The following is an 18363-nucleotide window of genomic DNA, read 5'->3' as shown; positions in this document are numbered from 1 at the left end:
ATCAGCCTCCAATCAGTTCCTGATATTGCTCTTCGCTCAGCAATCCTTCCAGCTCTGATACATCTGACAGTTCAACCTTGAACATCCAGCCTTCATTCATAGGGGATTCATTAACAGACTCAGGTGCATCTGCCAAAGCCTCATTCTGGGCAACCACCTTACCGCTTACTGGTGATTTCACATCAGCCGCGGTCTTGACGGACTCAACCACACCCACTTCTTCTCCGGCACCTACTTCACGATCAATTTCAGGTAACTCGACGAAAACCAGATCACCCAACTGCTCCTGTGCATAATTTGTGATTCCGACAACGCCAACGTTATCGCTTTCCAGGGTTAGCCACTCATGATCTTTGGTGTAGTAGGTGCGACTCATAGAAAAACTCCCAATATGATGGAAAGACTTCAACGGCCAGAGTGGTCGGTTACGGCACTTTTAAACGTATATACCGAGCCAGCAGTTGACCGTCATTTTTAAAAACTATTACTCAAACTTAGCAACGCAAGATACTCTTGCACTTTGGATTTGTTAAATTAATAGTTAAAATATAGTGATTTAAAATCTTAATAGGCCGCTATGAACTACATACCCACAGAACTACTGCACACTTTTATTGCGGTTGCCGAACAAGGTGGATTCACCCAGGCGGGCGATATCGTAGGCCGTTCCCAGCCCGCCGTAAGCCTGCAGATCAAGCGCCTTGAAGAAATCGTCGGCACAGCGTTATTCAACCGGAGCAATAAGAACCTTGAGCTTACAACACAAGGGACTATGCTGCTGCAATACGCCAGAGACATCATGTCACTCAACAAAGAGGTCATGGCCAAACTGTCAGGCCCCAAACTGGAGGGCTGCCTGCGACTGGGCATCCCCAATGAATACGCCAGCTCCTTCCTGCCGGAAATACTTGGGAAATTTGCACAGACTCACCCGAATGTCGCCCTAAAAGTCACCTGCGACCTCAGCGTCAATCTGATGGAGAGTTTCCGCCAGCGAGCATTGGATCTGGTATTTGCCTTAAGCACCAGCTTTGAGCCTATCGCCGCCACAGATGGCTGGTCGGAGAATCTGGTCTGGGTTACCAGTCAAAATCACACCTGCCACACCCGCAACCCGCTCCCACTGATTGTCGCTCCTGAGGGCTGCGTTTATCGCCACCGCATCATCCAGGCGCTCAATCGTGCCGAAATTCCCTGGCGCATCGCTTACACTTGCGCAAGTTACAGCGGGATCAGAGCAGGCGTCCTGGCAGGCCTAGGGGTCACTGCGCTTGGCGAAAGCATCGTGCCCGAAGGGTTAAGACAACTAAAATCGGCAGAGCTTTTACCTGAACTGTCAGCCGTTCAAATGCGACTCTTCTACAACCGCCAGCATACACCCGAGGCCGTTTCCGGTTTTGTGCAGTTTATTGCGGAGTCAGAGCAGATGAGCGGAGAAGTGATGCCATTGCTGGGCGCTTGACAAAAAGACACGTGAATCAAAAGGAATCCGATTTACACCCCAGTCACTGAACACATACCGACAAACTGATGTTTGCTTACAACTTATTTTTTATTGGCAAATTGAGAGGCTAACTCAGGCGACTGAACAATATTCCAGTCTTTATAGATATTGCTCAGCGTCCCGTCATCCAATAGTTCTTTTAATGCCTGATTGAACCTACTCACTATTTCACGATGATCAGGATGCTTGCGACTCATCCCCATATGTAGCGGCAATAAAGACACAGCCGGCTCACTGAATGCCAGGCGATCACCTAACTGGGGCTCCGATTCAATAAGCCCCTGAATAATCAGACGGTCCCCGACCCCCGCATCCAGACGACCGATCGAAACCATTCTCAATATACTCACCAACTCATTCAATTCCACTTTCTGCAGAAAATCAGCTTTGTCGAACTCTCCGCCATACCAGGCATTTTGTCTTACCCCGATACTGATTCCGACTAGGTCTTCCAAGCTTGAATAATGAATAGGATGATCACGCAATCGAAACAGGTAAATCTCATTAACATAATACGGATTGGTGTAATAGAACTGCTCAGCACGCTCAGGGTTATACCAAAGCCCGACCAGCGCATCGATATCTCCCCGGCGGGCCTCAGCCAACACCCTTGGCCACGGCTTGATAACCACTTTGGCAGAGTATCCCGCACGCTCCAGACAGGTCACAACAATTTCAGTGGCCACCCCTTTCCGAGGATGATCCGGAATTAAAAATGGCGGCCACGGAGGCCCAGCAATCAATAGATCCCGACTATGACAGCCCATCGACACAACCAAGGCGATCATCAAGACCAGAAAACGCTTTCGTACTCTCACCCTAGCACTCTCACCCTAGCCCCCTCACCCTGCAAGACATCAACCTTCTCGTCATGACTTTCAGTTTTACACCTGGGTCTTTGGTGCAGTCCGCTCGAACCACAACTCAAGACAAAGCAACACGATAAAAACCAGTATAGCCTCCAATCCTCAATCTTTAAGTTTATCTACTCACACCATGGATAGCCCCCGTATATAACGATCAATTTAGCGATAGTTATTTATTTGAAGGAGCCAGACACCGAAGATCGCTTTCATTAACAGACCTCGTATGGTTCTCCACCGAACTGGACCATATACCCTGGTTTACGTGGCACATTCGACTCAGGACTAGAATGCGACCTAAACTCAGAGGACTAGAAAAGGGAGGAGCACTTGATGAAAACCCCCTTGATCACACTGGTATGCACACTTCTAACATTCAGCTCTCTTGCTTTTGCCGAGCGATACTCAAACGTCGCCATTAATGGTCGCCAACTGACCATGACCGAGGCTTACGCACTTCAACAAAAAATCGGCACAGCCATAGCCCCAGGCCAATATCTGGTAGATGAAAACACCGGCTGCTGGTACAACCAGTCCACAGGCACCAGCGGATGCATTGGAGACAGAAGCACCTCTTATCAAACAACCAGAGGCGGCGGCTCCTACGACAACCAAGGTAACTGGAACCATTATGATAGCTACAGCCGCTGGGGTGTTGGTGGGACCGGCGATGGCTGCATCTACACCCCGGAATGGTCGAATTGCTGACTTTTGACCTGACTATCGCTTTAACGAAGCTCAGAGTGACCACCACGCTCTGAGCTTTTCTACCATATTCCACCCCCGATACCGACCAGTTTCATTGTTTCGAAACACCTATCTGCCACTGTTGGCCTAAACGAATGGTCGATACCGCTTACCGATAAAAATCATTAGCTTGTTCACACTCTGCTTTCTCTCCCGGCTCCATCTGATTGGCCTACTCTGGATACCAGCACCAGAGCAAGAATGTCTGGAGTTTAAGTCAAAAGGAAGCATTACATGTAACACGAATCCAATGTTACATGTAATTTATTGACACCCTCACAAATCTGATGCATAGTCACCTCATGAACAAGAAAACATCCGCACACTATCAGCGCGAATATCGCCGTCGCATGCGCGAACAAGGGCTGATTAAAAAAGAGATCTGGATACTTCCGGAAAACTCAAAAAAACTGGCAACAATCGAAAGGCTGTTACGCCAGTCCGGTGATTTTTCCAACCAGATCAAGCTGCTAAGCGAAGGAGAAGTGATTATGGAAAACGTCACATTGTGGACTACACAAAGCCTATTCAAGGCGCTTTCCGAAGAAGAACTGTTTAAATCCGAAAGAGCCACGATTGAGCTGATTGAAGGAGCGGAGCCTTCCCTCCTGATACTGATGAGAGAGTATGGCGAGCTGCCGATATTTGTAACTGTTGCCGGCGAACAGATCATTGCGGAATCCGTTCTCTGGCCGTTGTCGGAAGTTGTCGACGTTGCAGGCTTCAACGAAGCCGTGCTCAGAACACATAAATACTTTCCCCTTTCCACCATCAGCCTGGACAAGGTGGAAGATGACGAAGACTACTACCACATGTTTGGTGCACTGAGCTCCACATCAATTTTGTCGAACATTGTGTTTGAGATTGAAGTTCTAGCATCCAATGTTATCCAGGCAGCAGAGGCATATAGCGAATACCTGTCTGTAGCCGTTACCGAGGAGGTTTAAGCAATGAACGTTTGGGCCAAGATGATGACCGCTCTACGTGGCGGAGTTAATGAAGCTGGTGAAGCAATAGTAGATAGTCAGGCACTACGCATTCTCGACCAGGAAGTGCGCGACGCCTCAGAAGAGCTGAAGCAATCAAAGGAAAGCCTGGTAGCCATAATTGCTCAGCAGAAAGTGGCAGAGGAAAAATGCAGCAAGCTCAAGGAGCAGATCGGGGAGTATGAAGGTTATGCCGTCCAAGCTCTGAACAAGGAAGATGAAACCCTGGCCCTGGAAATCGCAGAAAAAATTGCGACCTTTGAAAACCAGCTACAAACGGAAGAAGACAGCGCAGCAGGCTTCAAAGAAAACGCAGACAAACTACGTGCCTCAATTCAGCAGGCAGAGGGCAATATCAAGCGCCTGAAGCAACAGGTGGATACGGTGAAAGCGACTGAAAGTGTCCAGCGGGCGCAAAAGGCCGTCGCTGCTCGATATGCCGGCTCTAACTCCAAGCTGAGAACAGCCATGGATTCACTGGAGCGCATTAAAGAGAAACAAACGCATACAGCTGCAAAAATGTCGGCCGCAGAAGAGCTATCCAAAGAGACAACTGAGGACGACCTGAAAACCAAACTGGAGAAAGCAGGCATTGTGAGCAACCCCCACAGCGCCAATGATGTTCTGGCTCGCCTGAAGCAGAAATCGAGTAAGTAACACCCGGCCTGCCAGGCCAACAACATAACCCGGCAGGCCAATTATACAAATAGGAGATACTTTATGGCGGAAAGCCGCGACTATCTGGAAATGACCTTCCGGTCGATCAACTGTTTTTCCAATGACGGAAAACTGGATGCCTCCGAATTAGGAGCTATCTTTGATATTGCCAAACGGGATGGCGTTGTGGATCAGAATGAAATTCGTGTATTGCGCAACATCATTTCGAAAGTCAAACCACACGAAATCGATGCAGCAATGCTTGAAAAGCTCAATGAAATCAAAAATGAGATTGGCTTGTAATTCCTGAGAGTAGTTAACTCCCCGGATTACGGGGAGTTTGAGCAGTACTCGAATTTGGCAACCTGGACCACCACCAAAGGAATGGGACGACACACTTCGTAGAGGAGATATTAAGTGTTTGCCATCTTACTCAGCGACAAAATGGATCCGTTTTATCAGAACATCAGTTCTTTTCCGACGGTAATCTTTACCTTTTTCCTTACTCTATGCGTACTTTTTTGGCTTGTTGCCATCCTGGGCTTGATAGATCTCGATATACTTGATTTTGATATACCCGACCCTGATGGCGACTTAGGAGTGAATGACACTCAGTTCACAGGACCCGATGTACTGGCTGGCCTTATGCTGAAGTTCGGTCTCTTTGGTGTGCCTGTCACTATTATCGTTTCCTTTTTATCGCTATTCGGCTGGTTCATCAGCTATTTTGTCGTTCATTTTTTATTTGGCCTGATACCTGATGGGCTACTACATTATTTAGCCGGAATCCCGGTACTATTCGGAGCACTGTACATTTCCGCTTATATAACAGGAGTGGTGATTCGCCCATTGCGCCCACTCTTTCGCCGGGCAAATCAGGACACGTTAAAGCAGGTGTTAGGTCAAACAGCAATAGTAAGAACCTCCCGGGTAGATAATAACTTCGGTGAAGCCACCCTTGATGATGGAGGTGCAGGCCTGATATTCAAAGTTCGCTCAACCGGCAAAGACATATTCAAGAAAGGTGACCGGGTGGTCCTGCTGGAATACCTATCGGAACAACACGTCTACAGAGTTATATCAGAAGAAGAGTTCAAAGGTTGATAAGAGCCTACTACAAACAAACCATCAACGATTAACTAAAAAATAAGACATCCGTCTTTTAAAAAGGAGTATTTATCATGGGCATAGCAGACTTATCGGTAATAGTGCCAATATTACTTGGCATTGGCATCGTATTTGTCGTCATCATGGGCCTGGCTGGCCTGTTTAAAGCCTTCTATTACAAGGTGGAGCAAGGCACAGCTCTTATTGTCAATGACATGAGTTCCACACCGAAAGTACATTTCACGGGTGCTTTGGTTTATCCGATTATCTACAAAAAGGAATTAATGAAAATATCATTAATCACCTTGGAAGTGGACCGTCGCGGCAAGGAAGGGCTGATCTGTAAAGACAATATGCGTGCAGATATTACCGTTGCTTTCTATCTTCGAGTTAACGAAACAGCGACAGATGTACTACGGGTTGCCAAAACAGTAGGAGCTACACGTGCTTCCGATCGCGAAGCAGTCCACGATCTGTTTGCTGCCAAGTTCTCCGAGGCCTTGAAAACGGTCGGCAAGCAAATCGATTTCGTGCAGCTTTTCGAAAACCGCATTCAGTTCCGTGAGAAAATTATTGAAGTCATTGGCGACGATCTAAGCGGATATGTACTGGAAGACGTCGCAATTGATTACCTGGAGCAAACTCCAAAAGCTTCCCTCGATGCCAGCAACATTCTGGACTCCGAAGGTATCAAGAAAATCACAGAATTGACGGCCGCACAAAACGTTCGCACCAATATTCTTGAGCGGGACGAAGAGCTGGCGATCAAGAAGAAAAACGTGGAAACCGTTGAAGCCATGCTTGAGTTGGATCGCCAGCAGGCTGATGCCGAAGCGCGCCAGGAGCGTGAAATCGCGACAATCCGCGCACGGGAAGAAGCGGAAACCAAGAAGGTTCAGGAAGAAGAACGCAAGAAGGCCGAAGCGACCACCATCACCGTTGAGCAGGACCTGGCGGTTCAGCGTGAGAACCAACAACGTGAAGTTGAAGTGGCAGCGCAAAACAGACTTCGTGCTGTAGCGATTGAAGAAGAAAAAGTCATTCGTGCCCGCGAGCTGGAAATCGTTTCGCGTGAGCGTGAGGTTGATATTCAGAAGATCGAGGCTGAAAAAGCTGTCGAAGTTGAGAAGAAAGAGATTGCCAACGTTATCCGCGAACGTGTTGCAGTGGATAAAACCGTGGCGATCGAAGAAGAACGCATCAAGGAAGTACGCGAAGTATCTGAAGCTGACCGCCTGAAGCAAGTACAGGTACTGTCTGCCGAAGCACAGGCTGAAGAGGATAAAGTCAAGCAGGTGAAAGCCGCTGAAGCCCAAGAACAGGCTGCGAAATTCAAGGCGCTTGAAATCACCACCATGGCACAAGCCGAACTGGAAGCGGCTGCGAAAGAAGCTGATGGTAAGAAGAAGCTGGCTGAAGGTATTCAGGCCGAAGAAGCTGCACACGGCCTTGCAGAAGCGAAAGTTCAGGAAGCCAAAGCTGACGCCATGGAGAAAGAAGGTCTTGCAGAAGCCAAAGTCATCGCCGCTAAAGGCGAAGCCAGTGCCAAAGCACAGCGCGATACCGGTCTGGTGGATGCAGAAGTCATCAGTGCCAAAGGTACCGCAGAAGCCAAAGCCCAGAAAGATGTGGGTATGGCCGAAGCCGATGTTATCCGCGAGAAGTTCAAAGCCGAAGCCGACGGTCTGGTGGACAAATTCCAGGCGATGGGCAGCATGAGCGACAAGGCACGCGACCACGAGGAATTCCGTATGACTCTGGAAACTGCCTTCAAAGAAGCCCTGGCCTCTATTGAAGCAGGTAAGGAAATCGCGCGCGAAAATGCTGACGTACTCGGCAAAGCCCTTGAGAAAGCCCATATCGACATCGTGGGCGGAGAAGAGCACTTCTTCGATACATTTGCCAAGTCTCTGTCACTCGGTAAAGCCGTTGATGGATTGGCATCCAAGAGTGGTACGGTAAGTGCGCTGCTGGACAAATTCCTGCAAGCCAAAACCGCCGATATCACCAAACCTGATGATGCAACACTGAACTAACAGATCGTTGCATACGGAGGCGGGTACAGCTCGCCTCCCCTAATCCCACCTTTAACCATCGCAATGGGTAAAGATGATTCGCTGACAACAGTTGTGAGCGGGTGCGTAAAAAGCTTTCGAGTAAAGACAGGTTACAGGAAAACAATATGGCACAGCAGGATCAAACCAAAGACACCGACCTGACCGAATCGGCGGTAGCTGAAGGTGGTGCTTATGAAGTCATCCGAAAACGTTTGATCGACCAGGGAAAACAGCTTGAGGACCAGGCAAAAACCCTAAACAACGCACGCCTTGAAGAGTTTGGCACCTCAGAAATGAGCGTGACTACCCGGGTGAGAGTCCGCACGGAAAACAACTGTATCCCCAGGGATATGGTGCAGGTTGGTGAGCTTCTTGTATTCGGCTTCAATGTCTACCTGGGCCTTAAAAAGGAAACCAAGGTTGAGGACGTTTTCGCATTGTTTCGCCTTCAGGGAGAAGGCGCAGAACAAGCCATGGAAGAAGTTGTATTGGACAACTCCTTCCTGTCTGAGCGAAGTTTTGTTAACGACTTCGACGAACTCTATCGCTATTACAAACATACCCGGCTGGTAGAGCTAACCGTCAAGGATGGAAAGCTTCTGGCCGGCTTCCAGATCGGTGAAAGACTGGAAGATATCCGCGTATTCCGCTGGTCAATCTCACCGGACGGAAAACAGGTCAAATATATCGATAATCGGGGTGAGCGGGACATTCAACTACCTCCCGCTTTCGATTTCGAGTGGACCGCCACTGTGCGTGAAGACACCGTGCATGGCCGGCATCCCCACATCAATATTCTCGACAAAGTCTTTGTGGAAACCATTAACGGGGACCTGACCATCAAGGTGGAGAACAACACCGATGACGGTCTTGGTATCTACCGCGAAGACGTAGAAGATGATACTCAATCCATCGACGATGCCAGTATTTTTTACGCTCATCTGGGCGATCTGATACTTCTGAAAATCCGCCCTTACCGCGAAGAACAGTGGCGCTATCTGATATTCAACACCCTGACCCAGGACGTGCTACGTATCGATGCCATCGGTCAATCCTGCGTACAGCTGCCAGAGGACCACGGCATCATTTTCCCCGGTGGTTACTATCTCCAGACCGGTGAATTCAAAACCTTTGACGGCGATGTAAAGGGTCTGAAATTTAAGCGGCAAATGCGCTCCCCCAATGGCGAGGATGTTCTCTATTCTTTCTATCAGCCTGAAGAAGGTGTTGTTTGCCTGTTAGCCTACAACCTGATCGAGAAGGCGATTCAGAACCCTATCTATGGTCACGGTTATGCGTTGGCAGACGACGGCACATTGGTCATCTTCACGGCGGAGGAAGAACCGACCCGGGTTCATCCCATGCAAATCTGGCAAACGCCTTTTGTCAGTGAAGAGTTTGCCAGCAAGATCCCGCCATCCAAGACGTTCTACGGGCGTATTGGCAACTCCGAACTGGTCAGAGGGGTTTCCGATCTGTTCAGCCTGGTCCGGATCATCAAAAACCAATCCGTATCAGCCAGGCTTTACGAAGAACTCAGTGTCAATGCCAATAAATTCTTCGATCATCACTTCTGGATAGAAGAAGAGGAAGTGGCAAGTATTGCCACTTTGCTGAAGGAAATCTCTGCAACCGCAGAGCTGGTCATCGATGAGTTTGAAAAGGTTCAGTCCATCCGCCAGCAATCGGCCAAAACCATGGCCAAAGCGGAGGAAGAACAGAAGTCGATACTTACTGCCATTCGCCCGGAAAACTGGGAGTCGGCAGAAGAGTATGTTGCCGCACTGGACAAGATTCGTCATCAACGCGGCCATCTGACCACGATCAAGGAACTCCGTTACATAGACACGACCCGCATTAGCGAGCTCGACGGTCAATTGGTGAAAGCCCAGGAGAACCTGAGTGAACGTACCGTGGAATTCCTCCAGGGTGAAGATGCTTTTAATCCTTACCTGGAACGCATTGACCAGCTCAATGGTGAGGTTGAAGCGGCAACCTCCATGGCAACGTTGTCCCCACTGATCGACACATTCAACAACATGGCTTCGGGTCTTGATCTGCTGTCGGAGTTGATGGCCACTCTCAAGGTAGCAGACGCCAATGTCCGCACCCAGATTGTTGACTCCATATCTGACATTTACTCCCGGCTTAACCAGAGCAAAGCCAAGGCGTCCAACAAAGGTAAGAACCTTGGTTCTGAAGAGGCAACCGCACAGTTTGGAGCGCAGTTCAAGCTGTTCTCCCAGAGCATTACCAATGCTCTAAGTATGGCCTCGACGCCAGAGCGTTGTGACGAGCAACTCTCCCGTCTGTTAATCCAGCTGGAAGAGCTGGAAAGCCAGTTCAGTGACTTCGACCAGTTTCTAACCGATATCATGGAGAAACGGGAGGAGGTCTATGAGACTTTCGAGACCCATAAGCAACAGCTGCTGGATGAGCGTCAGCGCAAGGCGCAGACCATTCTTGACGGCGCCAACCGGATACTGGCGAGCATTGAACGCCGGGCAATGAAGTTTAACGAAGCAGACGAACTCAATACCTTCTTTGCTTCGGATGCCCTGGTTCAGAAAGTTCGTGAATCCGTGGAAAAACTACGGGAGCTCGACAGTAATGTTAAAGCAGACGATGTTGAATCCCGTCTGAAGTCTGTCCGTGAACAGTCCACCCGTTCGCTACGGGACAAATCCGACATTTACGAGGCGGGTGGCAATGTCATCAAGCTGGGGCCAAGACACAAATTCAGTGTGAACACCCAGGAACTTGACCTGACCATTTTGCCCCGGGAAGACAAACTCAGCATTCACCTTACCGGGACCAACTTCTTCGAATCGATTGAACGGCCGGAGCTTTTAGCACTGAAACCATACTGGGATATGACTCTCGAGTCCGAAACCAGTGAAGTATACCGTTCGGAATACCTTGCCATGCAACTGATAGAGGCAGCAGATTCCGGTCAACATGACTTTAATATGGACACCCTGAATCAGGCATTGCTTGATGATGAGGAGCTCCTGAAGCTGATCCGAACCTTTTCGGCTCCCCGTTACAAAGAGGGTTATCAAAAGGGTGTTCATGATCATGATGCAGCCCTCATTCTGAAACAATTACTGCCGGCCATGGACAGTGCGGATCTATTGATCTTCAATCCAAAATCCCGTGGCCTGGCCCAGATTTATTGGGCAAACCTGATCAAGCCCCTGGGCACTCAATCCGCCCTGCCCGGCCGCAGCAATATTGAAGAACTCACTGGAAAAGCGGCGACCTGGCAGCAAAGAGCACAGTCTGCTCAGCTGCTTAAGAACACCTTTGCCGATACTCGGGCTATCAAGCACCTTGAACAGGAAGTCCTGGAACATCTGCAACGTTTCCTGGAATGCTATCCCCTGCCCTTCTCAGACCTGGAGCAACAACAGGCTGCCTCTTATCTTGTGGCAGAAATGGGACGTGAACGGCTGGAGTTTATCAGCAGCAAATACGCACAGGATCTTGCAGAGGAGTTCAAACGCTCACTGGATGAAGAAAGCTGGCGTACCTACCAGACCGCACAGGAGCAGCTGCACGGCCAGGTGGCAGAACGCTGGAAACTGGGCGAAGCCTGGCTGTCAGCGATGGTGGGAAAAAAGAACCTTGGGCATTTGGAACACTATATTCCTGAAGCTGTCGCGCTCATGAATGCAGGCCAAAGAATCGAGAGACGCCTCAGCCAGACAGACCTGGAGCTGGAAGTCAGCGGCCTGCTCGGCGATCATCCGGGAATGGAGCAGCAAGCACTGCGTTTCTCCCTGGACGGATTCATGTTACGTCTTCAGCGACATCAGCAGGAAGTTGTTCCCAGCTACCACAACTATCTGCGCCTTCGTCAGACGATCATTGAAGAGGAACGTTCAGCCCTACGATTGGAGGAGTTCAAACCTCGTCCGCTGAGTTCGTTTGTCCGCAACCGCCTGATTAATGAATCTTATCTGCCGATTATCGGTGACAACCTGGCTAAACAGATGGGAACCGTTGGAGAGTCCAAACGAACCGACCTGATGGGCCTCCTCATGATGATCTCTCCTCCAGGTTACGGTAAAACCACCCTGATGGAATATGTGGCTAACCGGCTTGGGTTGATCTTCATGAAGATTAACTGTCCATCCCTCGGCCATGACGTTTTATCCCTGGATCCGGCCCAAGCCCCCAACGCCACGGCACGCCAGGAGCTGCAAAAGCTCAATCTGGCACTGGAAATGGGGAACAATGTCATGCTGTACCTGGATGACATCCAGCATACGCACCCGGAATTCCTGCAGAAATTCATCTCATTGTGTGACGGCACCCGTCGCATAGAGGGGGTCTGGAAAGGCAAGACCAAAACCTACGATATGCGCGGACGCAAGTTCTGTGTGGTCATGGCTGGTAACCCGTATACGGAGTCCGGTGAAGCCTTCAAGGTCCCCGACATGCTGGCCAACCGGGCAGATATCTACAACCTGGGCGATATACTCGGCGGCATGGACGAGCAGTTCAGCCTGAGTTATATCGAGAATAGCCTTACCTCCAATTCTGTATTGGCACCTCTGGCAACCAGGGAAATGGACGATGTATACAAAATCATCGCCATGGCGAAAGGTGAACCGGTTGCCGCGACAGATCTCAAGCATCAATACAGTGGTGCAGAGTTGAATGAAATGAAGTCCGTATTACAAAAACTGTTTGTGATCCAGGATGTCATTCTCAAGATCAACCAGCAGTATATTGCCTCCGCCGCACAGGACGACCGATATCGAAACGAGCCTTCCTTCAAGCTGCAGGGCAGCTACCGGAACATGAACAAGATGGCGGAGAAAGTCTCGTCGGTGATGAACGACGATGAATTGATGCAGCTCATCTCCGACCATTATCTTGGTGAGGCCCAGCTACTGACCACTGGAGCGGAAGAAAACCTGCTCAAACTGGCGGCACTTCGGGGCAACATGACGTCCGAAGAACAGCAGCGGTGGGAGCAAATCAAGAAGGACTTCCTGCGCAACAAAGCCATGGGTGGCAGTGACGCAGACGTAGGTGGCCGCGTGGTTGCCCAGCTGACCGATCTCGTCGAAGGTATCCAGCATCTGAATCACAGCGTGGCCGAAAACCGGGCCGCTACAGCTGAGTTCCAACAGCAACGTGAGCAGGAAAGCCGGCAGGCGAATCAACAGTTCCAGAGCGGACTGCTTGAGTCCCTTAACAACCTGGGGCAAACCATCAGCAAGAGCACACCAAAGCTGAAGGTAGAGCCTAAAGTGGAAGTAAACAGTCCTCCAATTCCCGGCTTGGAAAACATCCTGCGGGTCCTGGCCGATACTTGGCAGAACAGCCTCTATCCGTTGGTACATAGCATGGATAAGAAGATTGATATCGATCTGCGAACCCAGGAAAAAATGCAGGATATTTCACGACAGCTAAAGAATCTGGAAGAGGAAATCAAACGCACCAGGAAACATGATTGAAGTAAAGCCAGATAGAGAAGAAATAGAGAGAAGAACAGGCCGGCGACTCCGATGAATAAGTTATGGTATCGCACCAAAATCATCCTGTGGCTGGCCGTTCTCATGATCGTGGTACATTTGACCAACATACTGATGAACTACCAGTTGTTGCGATACGGCATCAGGCCTCATGTGCTGAGCAGTCTTCCAGGTATATATGCCGCACCATTCCTGCATGGTGGGTTCGATCATCTATTCAACAACCTGGTGGGCTTTGCGATTTTCAGCTGGCTCTGCCTGCTCAGGTCATTGAAGCTTTATATCTGGAGCAGCTTCTTTATCATTACCTTCAGCGGCCTGCTGATATGGTTTTTCGGCCGCCCCTCAATCCACATTGGTGCCAGCGGCTGGATTTTTGGCCTCTGGAGCCTGAGTATCGCGTTAGCCTGGTTTGACCGTAGCGCATTGAATATATTTATCGCCCTGATCGTTGTGTTTCTCTATGGAGGGATGATTTATGGGGTTCTCCCCAATGATCCCCGGGTTTCTTTTGAAGCCCATTTATTCGGAGCACTTTCAGGTATAGGTGCCGCATGGCTGACAACCGTATTTAGAAAACAATCTGCCAGAATCAGATAGCAACAGGAGTAATCAAAATGCACTGCCCACAATGCCCAGGCTATACCCTGGAACCCCGTTTATTGGAAGAGAATCTTCTGGCCGCCAGTTGCCCGAAGTGCGAAGGCGCTCTGCTGCCATTGCTGAATTACCGCCATTGGGTGCAGCAACAGAACGAACCTGTTGAAAAAGTCGAAGTGGAAGTGCTCCCTGAAGACAGCGACCACGCCAAGGTCTGCCCGAAGTGCTCACGTTTGATGACCAAGTTCCGTATAGACCTGAGCACCCAGAACAAACTGGATCTTTGCACCCATTGTGATGAAGCATGGCTGGACAAAGGCGAATGGAAACTATTGAAGCAATTGGAACTTGCGGGTCAGTTACCCAAAATTTTCACTGAGGAATGGCAACGGGAGTTGCGCAGACAGCAACAGATCAACCGGGTTAACCAGCGTTACCAGGAGAGTATCGGTGAAGAGGATTTTGAAAAGGTCCGGGAATTTAAAAGCTGGATGTTACAGCACGAAAAACAGGTTGAGATACGGCAGTATCTTTTACTAAATAGCTAGCATTTAACAACTGGTGCCTAACAGCCAGAAAGTTAAGTTATGGAAACATCGCCGACTTACAGCCAAAAGCTGTGTCGGAGGACTTGCAAGGAATAGATTGTGGAAACCAATGTTTACGAAGCCCCAAAAACAGACCTCCTGACCAGTGAGGAAAAGAAGTCCTCAAATAGCCAGTTCTACATCGTTTCTATACGGAAATTCTTATTTTTGTATATTGGGACAGTGGGTCTGTATGGATTTATCTGGTTTTACAAGAACTGGGCCCAATACAAGCGCACCAATAATCTTAGTATTTGGCCGGTACCAAGATCGATCTTTTACATATTCTTTACTCATACCCTGTTTCGAAAAGTAGACGAAACACTTGGAGAACGCTCAAAGGCACTATGGAGCCCTCAAACGTTGGCTACCGGTTTCGTCCTGGCAGCAATAGTGGGCAGTATATGCGATCGTCTTTCCTATAATGACGTCGGTTCACCAATTACGGACCTCGTATCCCTGGCGCTCCTTCCGGTGAGCGCCTGGCTACTCTGCAAAGCTCAGCAGGTAATCAACGTTGCCTGTAACGATCCCGAAGGCCAGAGTAATAGCCAGTTCACCGTCGCCAATATCATCTGGCTGATTATTGGTGCATTGTTCTGGGTATTAATCTTCCTGGGGCTATTTATGGTATTTGTTGGAGACCAGCCCTTCACCCAAGGCTAATTCGAGCCTGCCGACCAAGAGGAACAGTTGTTCTAGCCTCTGCGGTCGGCATGCCTTTTATTGTGCTCAGTCAGCTTTTGCAGAAAGACTTTCAGTTCATCTTCACACCATTTCTGTGCTTCCGCCTCTGTGGCAAAGCCCTCACGACGCTTGGATACAACCGTCTTGCTGCTGGTGACTTTACGTAAAATCTCTCCGGTCCAGCTCATATCGTCCTGGACGATTCTGAAATCGTATTTTTTGCTTTTCATCATTAAAGATTTCCCGGGATGCCTGATCAAAGCGACGATGAACACTCTCACGGAGTGTCCATCATGAGATAAGAATATGACGGCTTTACCACACCAGTAAAGCCGCCGGAAGGATATACAGAAAGTCAGTGCTACGCCAGATGAATTTTACCCCGGGAGTCACTTATCCCCGGGGACTGTCAATCAAACCCAGAATTGTCACTCAAGCCCGAAATTGTCACTCAAACCCGGAATTGCCCAACCTGCTGCTGAAGAGTTTCCCCCACCAGCCGAATATCCTGACTGGATTCCAGAACCCGCTTGGTAGAACTCGCTGTATCCTCAGTAGAATGGACGATGTTGGAGACATTTTTGTTGATTTCATCCGCCACCAGGCTTTGCTCTTCTGAGGCGGTCGCAATTTGAGCGCTCATATCATTGATCATGCCAATAGCCTCGGCGACCCTCTGGAGCATCTGATCCGCCTCTCCGGCCTGTTCAAGTGAAGACTTGGTTTTATTCTGGCTTTGCTCCATCGCTTCCACAGCAGAAGAAGCCCTTTGCTGAAGCTTGGCAATCATCTCATTGATCTCTTCGGTCGACTGCTGGGTTTTACTCGCCAGCGCCCGGACTTCATCCGCCACAACCGCAAACCCACGTCCCTGCTCACCAGCCCTGGCGGCCTCAATTGCAGCATTTAATGCCAACAGATTGGTTTGCTCTGCAATTCCCTGGATCACTGTCAGTACAGACCCGATATTCAGTGTTTCCGATTTGAGATTCGCAATAGTCTCCGTCGTCGCACTCATGGCATCTGCCAGCTCTTCCACCATGGAAAGGGTACGAGTCACAACCTGCCGGCCTCTCTCCGATTCCTGCCGCGCCTCTTCGGCACTGGAGGAAGCCTTCTCTGCGCTTTGCGCAATTTCAGCGGCAGACGCCGTCATTTCATTCATTGCACTGGCGACCTGATCAGTTTCTCCCTGTTGGAGTTTGACGCTTTCCGCACTGGACTCAGATGCACTCCCCAGAGTTTCAGCTGCTGTCGATAGCTGCCCGATAGACTCCCCGACATTCAACACCAAGGCACGGATTTTCTCGATGAAGGTATTAAATTGCTCTGACAGGCTGGCCAACTCATCGTTACCCTCCGCTTTGAGTTCCTTGGTCAAATCCCCCTCACCCGAAGCGATGTCGCGCATTCTTTCCAGTGTGTCCCTCAGAGGAATAGAAATACTTCTCAACACAACCACCATGACAGCCACTAATACCAATAAAACTGACCCCATGGTTTTCATCAGCCCAAATGTCTGGGCATTCAGTTCGGCATTGACGTCGTCAACATATACTCCCGTTCCTGCAATCCACTGCCAAGGCGCAAACCCTTTGACATAACTGATTTTCGGAACCGGATCCTCATGTCCCGGCTTCGGCCAGTCATAGGCGACATAGCCTGCCCCGTCTTTCTTCACCACTTTCACAAATTCACGAAATATCTGAACGCCATTCGGGTCTTTCAGATCATAAAGATTTTTGCCATCCAGTGCCGGCTTGATCGGATGCATGAGCACCACATGTTGATAATCATTGATCCAGACATATTCCTCTCCTGCATAGCGAATCGCTTTGATTGCTTCCAGAGCCTGCTTTTTAGCATCCTCTTCTGACAGGGCTCCTTCCTGGGACTTGGCGTAGAAGTATTCAATAATACTGATCGAAGTGTCTATCACACTTCGGGTGGTATGCTGTTTTCCAGCCATGAGCGTATCAGCCGTATTCAATCTCGCCATCCAGATCATGATCAGCATGCTGACAATGACAAGGCCGAAGATCAGATTGAATCGGTTGGTGATACTTATTTTTCTGAAATAGTCCAACACAGGAGTGTACCTCTCGATTTACCGCGCCCCCTCGCTCCCATTTCAGTATAGACAACGAACCTCCCCTGGATACAAAACAACCAAAAACATAATGTATTATTGTGTTTGTTTTTAGTAACCGACCGCACTGAGTAATCGCTTGCCCAAAACCCAGTCCTATCCCATTTGACCCAACTCAATCAGGCATGCCACTAACCTCTTGATCATCCAAAAAGCCGATGTTCGGAATGGGATTAGCATCCTAAGCTTAAGGTGACTATCAACAAGTCAGTTGATCAATTTGGAAGAACTAAAAATCAAGGATTTAACGAGATGAAAAAAACAATTCTAGCAGTCGGCCTGACTGCATTTGCGACCATCACCAATGCAGGGTATCTAAGCGGCGAGCTGGACGGCACTTACCGGCCAATGCTCGGAAGTATTACCACCACGGAAATCGGCATCACCCAACCCGAACAGCTGGGCAGATTCACCGTTTTCCTGGAGAGAGAAAACTGGACCAAACTTCCCGATGAGGAGCGAGTCCGTATTCGTCGATATATGCTGGTATATGGGTTGGTTCGCGGTAAAGTTGATACATCCACATTCCTGGCTCAACATGTGCTGGTCAATGATGAACGTACAGGAACTGTATATACCCAGGACGACTCCATCGTTCCTATCAGTGGAGATATGTTCTGCAGCACAGGCGAACCGATGAGAGCGATAGAAACTATTAATCCGGTACAGGGAACTGGTGAATATGCCAACCTGGAAGGCGGGCAACTCAAGCTGTCCGTTATTGTCTATAATTGCCCGGGAACCAAAAACTTCGGCAATAACAATATGACTCTAAGGAAAGACGGTTATCTGAAGTTTTCGTCAAGCGGCGAATAACGGGGGAATAAGGGGACGCTGATACCGCGTCCCCATCCGACTTACCTGCTCCCAGAGAGCCTCTGAAAAACGTTGGCGGGGCCACCAAAGCCAACTTTGACACAGCAATGACAA

The 18363-nt window shown here is 49.3% G+C and carries 16 protein-coding genes; 12 read left to right on the top strand and 4 right to left on the bottom strand.

The window, feature by feature from the left end:
- Position 1: 1 nt before the first annotated feature.
- Positions 2–376 carry a glycine cleavage system protein GcvH gene (gcvH, locus tag BTA51_RS19405; RefSeq protein ID WP_094710282.1) on the bottom strand — a complete coding sequence of 125 codons (375 nt, stop codon included), beginning with the start codon at positions 374–376 and terminating at the stop codon, positions 2–4.
- A 201-nt stretch (positions 377–577) separates the two neighbouring features.
- On the opposite strand from gcvH, the gene BTA51_RS19400 reads away from it, so the two are divergent.
- Positions 578–1462, top strand: a complete 885-nt coding sequence (locus tag BTA51_RS19400; protein WP_094710280.1) for a LysR substrate-binding domain-containing protein — start codon at positions 578–580, stop codon at positions 1460–1462.
- Between the two features lie 83 nt (positions 1463–1545).
- On the opposite strand, the gene BTA51_RS19395 is transcribed toward BTA51_RS19400, so the two are convergent.
- Positions 1546–2322, bottom strand: coding sequence for an ABC transporter substrate-binding protein (locus tag BTA51_RS19395; RefSeq protein WP_141215635.1), 777 nt, complete (start codon positions 2320–2322; stop codon positions 1546–1548).
- A 378-nt stretch (positions 2323–2700) separates the two neighbouring features.
- On the opposite strand from BTA51_RS19395, the gene BTA51_RS19390 reads away from it, so the two are divergent.
- From BTA51_RS19390 to BTA51_RS19345, 10 genes are all read left to right on the top strand, one after another.
- Positions 2701–3075 (top strand): hypothetical protein, encoded by a 375-nt coding sequence (locus tag BTA51_RS19390; protein ID WP_094710276.1) that lies wholly within the window; start codon positions 2701–2703, stop codon positions 3073–3075.
- Positions 3076–3416: 341 nt separating this feature from the next.
- The gene (locus BTA51_RS19385) at positions 3417–4061 is read left to right on the top strand and encodes a YjfI family protein (RefSeq protein WP_094710274.1); all 645 of its coding nucleotides are present in this window, start codon (positions 3417–3419) and stop codon (positions 4059–4061) included.
- A 3-nt stretch (positions 4062–4064) separates the two neighbouring features.
- Positions 4065–4757: a PspA/IM30 family protein gene (locus BTA51_RS19380; protein WP_094710272.1), complete on the top strand. Its 693-nt coding sequence runs from the start codon at positions 4065–4067 to the stop codon at positions 4755–4757.
- Between the two features lie 63 nt (positions 4758–4820).
- Complete coding sequence (locus BTA51_RS19375) at positions 4821–5060, top strand: hypothetical protein (RefSeq protein ID WP_094710270.1); 240 nt, start codon at positions 4821–4823, stop codon at positions 5058–5060.
- A gap of 114 nt (positions 5061–5174) precedes the next feature.
- Positions 5175–5861: a DUF1449 domain-containing protein gene (locus BTA51_RS19370; RefSeq protein ID WP_094710268.1), complete on the top strand. Its 687-nt coding sequence runs from the start codon at positions 5175–5177 to the stop codon at positions 5859–5861.
- Between the two features lie 77 nt (positions 5862–5938).
- Entirely contained in the window at positions 5939–7900 is a 1962-nt protein-coding gene (locus tag BTA51_RS19365; protein ID WP_094710266.1) for a hypothetical protein, read from the top strand.
- A 146-nt stretch (positions 7901–8046) separates the two neighbouring features.
- Complete coding sequence (locus BTA51_RS19360; protein ID WP_094710264.1) at positions 8047–13392, top strand: DNA repair ATPase; 5346 nt, start codon at positions 8047–8049, stop codon at positions 13390–13392.
- A 51-nt stretch (positions 13393–13443) separates the two neighbouring features.
- The gene (locus BTA51_RS19355; protein WP_094710262.1) at positions 13444–14010 is read left to right on the top strand and encodes a rhomboid family intramembrane serine protease; all 567 of its coding nucleotides are present in this window, start codon (positions 13444–13446) and stop codon (positions 14008–14010) included.
- 17 nt (positions 14011–14027) lie between these two features.
- Complete coding sequence (locus BTA51_RS19350) at positions 14028–14558, top strand: zf-TFIIB domain-containing protein (RefSeq protein ID WP_094710261.1); 531 nt, start codon at positions 14028–14030, stop codon at positions 14556–14558.
- A 99-nt stretch (positions 14559–14657) separates the two neighbouring features.
- Positions 14658–15263 (top strand): hypothetical protein, encoded by a 606-nt coding sequence (locus BTA51_RS19345; protein ID WP_094710260.1) that lies wholly within the window; start codon positions 14658–14660, stop codon positions 15261–15263.
- A 32-nt stretch (positions 15264–15295) separates the two neighbouring features.
- On the opposite strand, the gene BTA51_RS19340 is transcribed toward BTA51_RS19345, so the two are convergent.
- Entirely contained in the window at positions 15296–15517 is a 222-nt protein-coding gene (locus BTA51_RS19340; protein ID WP_094710258.1) for a DUF3622 domain-containing protein, read from the bottom strand.
- 218 nt (positions 15518–15735) lie between these two features.
- Positions 15736–17373 carry a methyl-accepting chemotaxis protein gene (locus BTA51_RS19335; protein WP_094710256.1) on the bottom strand — a complete coding sequence of 546 codons (1638 nt, stop codon included), beginning with the start codon at positions 17371–17373 and terminating at the stop codon, positions 15736–15738.
- Between the two features lie 312 nt (positions 17374–17685).
- Between BTA51_RS19335 and BTA51_RS19330 the strand changes: the two genes are divergently transcribed.
- Positions 17686–18249, top strand: coding sequence for a hypothetical protein (locus tag BTA51_RS19330; protein ID WP_094710254.1), 564 nt, complete (start codon positions 17686–17688; stop codon positions 18247–18249).
- Positions 18250–18363: the final 114 nt, after the last annotated feature.

The organism is Hahella sp. CCB-MM4, from assembly GCF_002260525.1.
GTDB lineage: Bacteria > Pseudomonadota > Gammaproteobacteria > Pseudomonadales > Oleiphilaceae > Hahella.
This window is presented reverse-complemented; position numbering and strand designations above follow the sequence as displayed.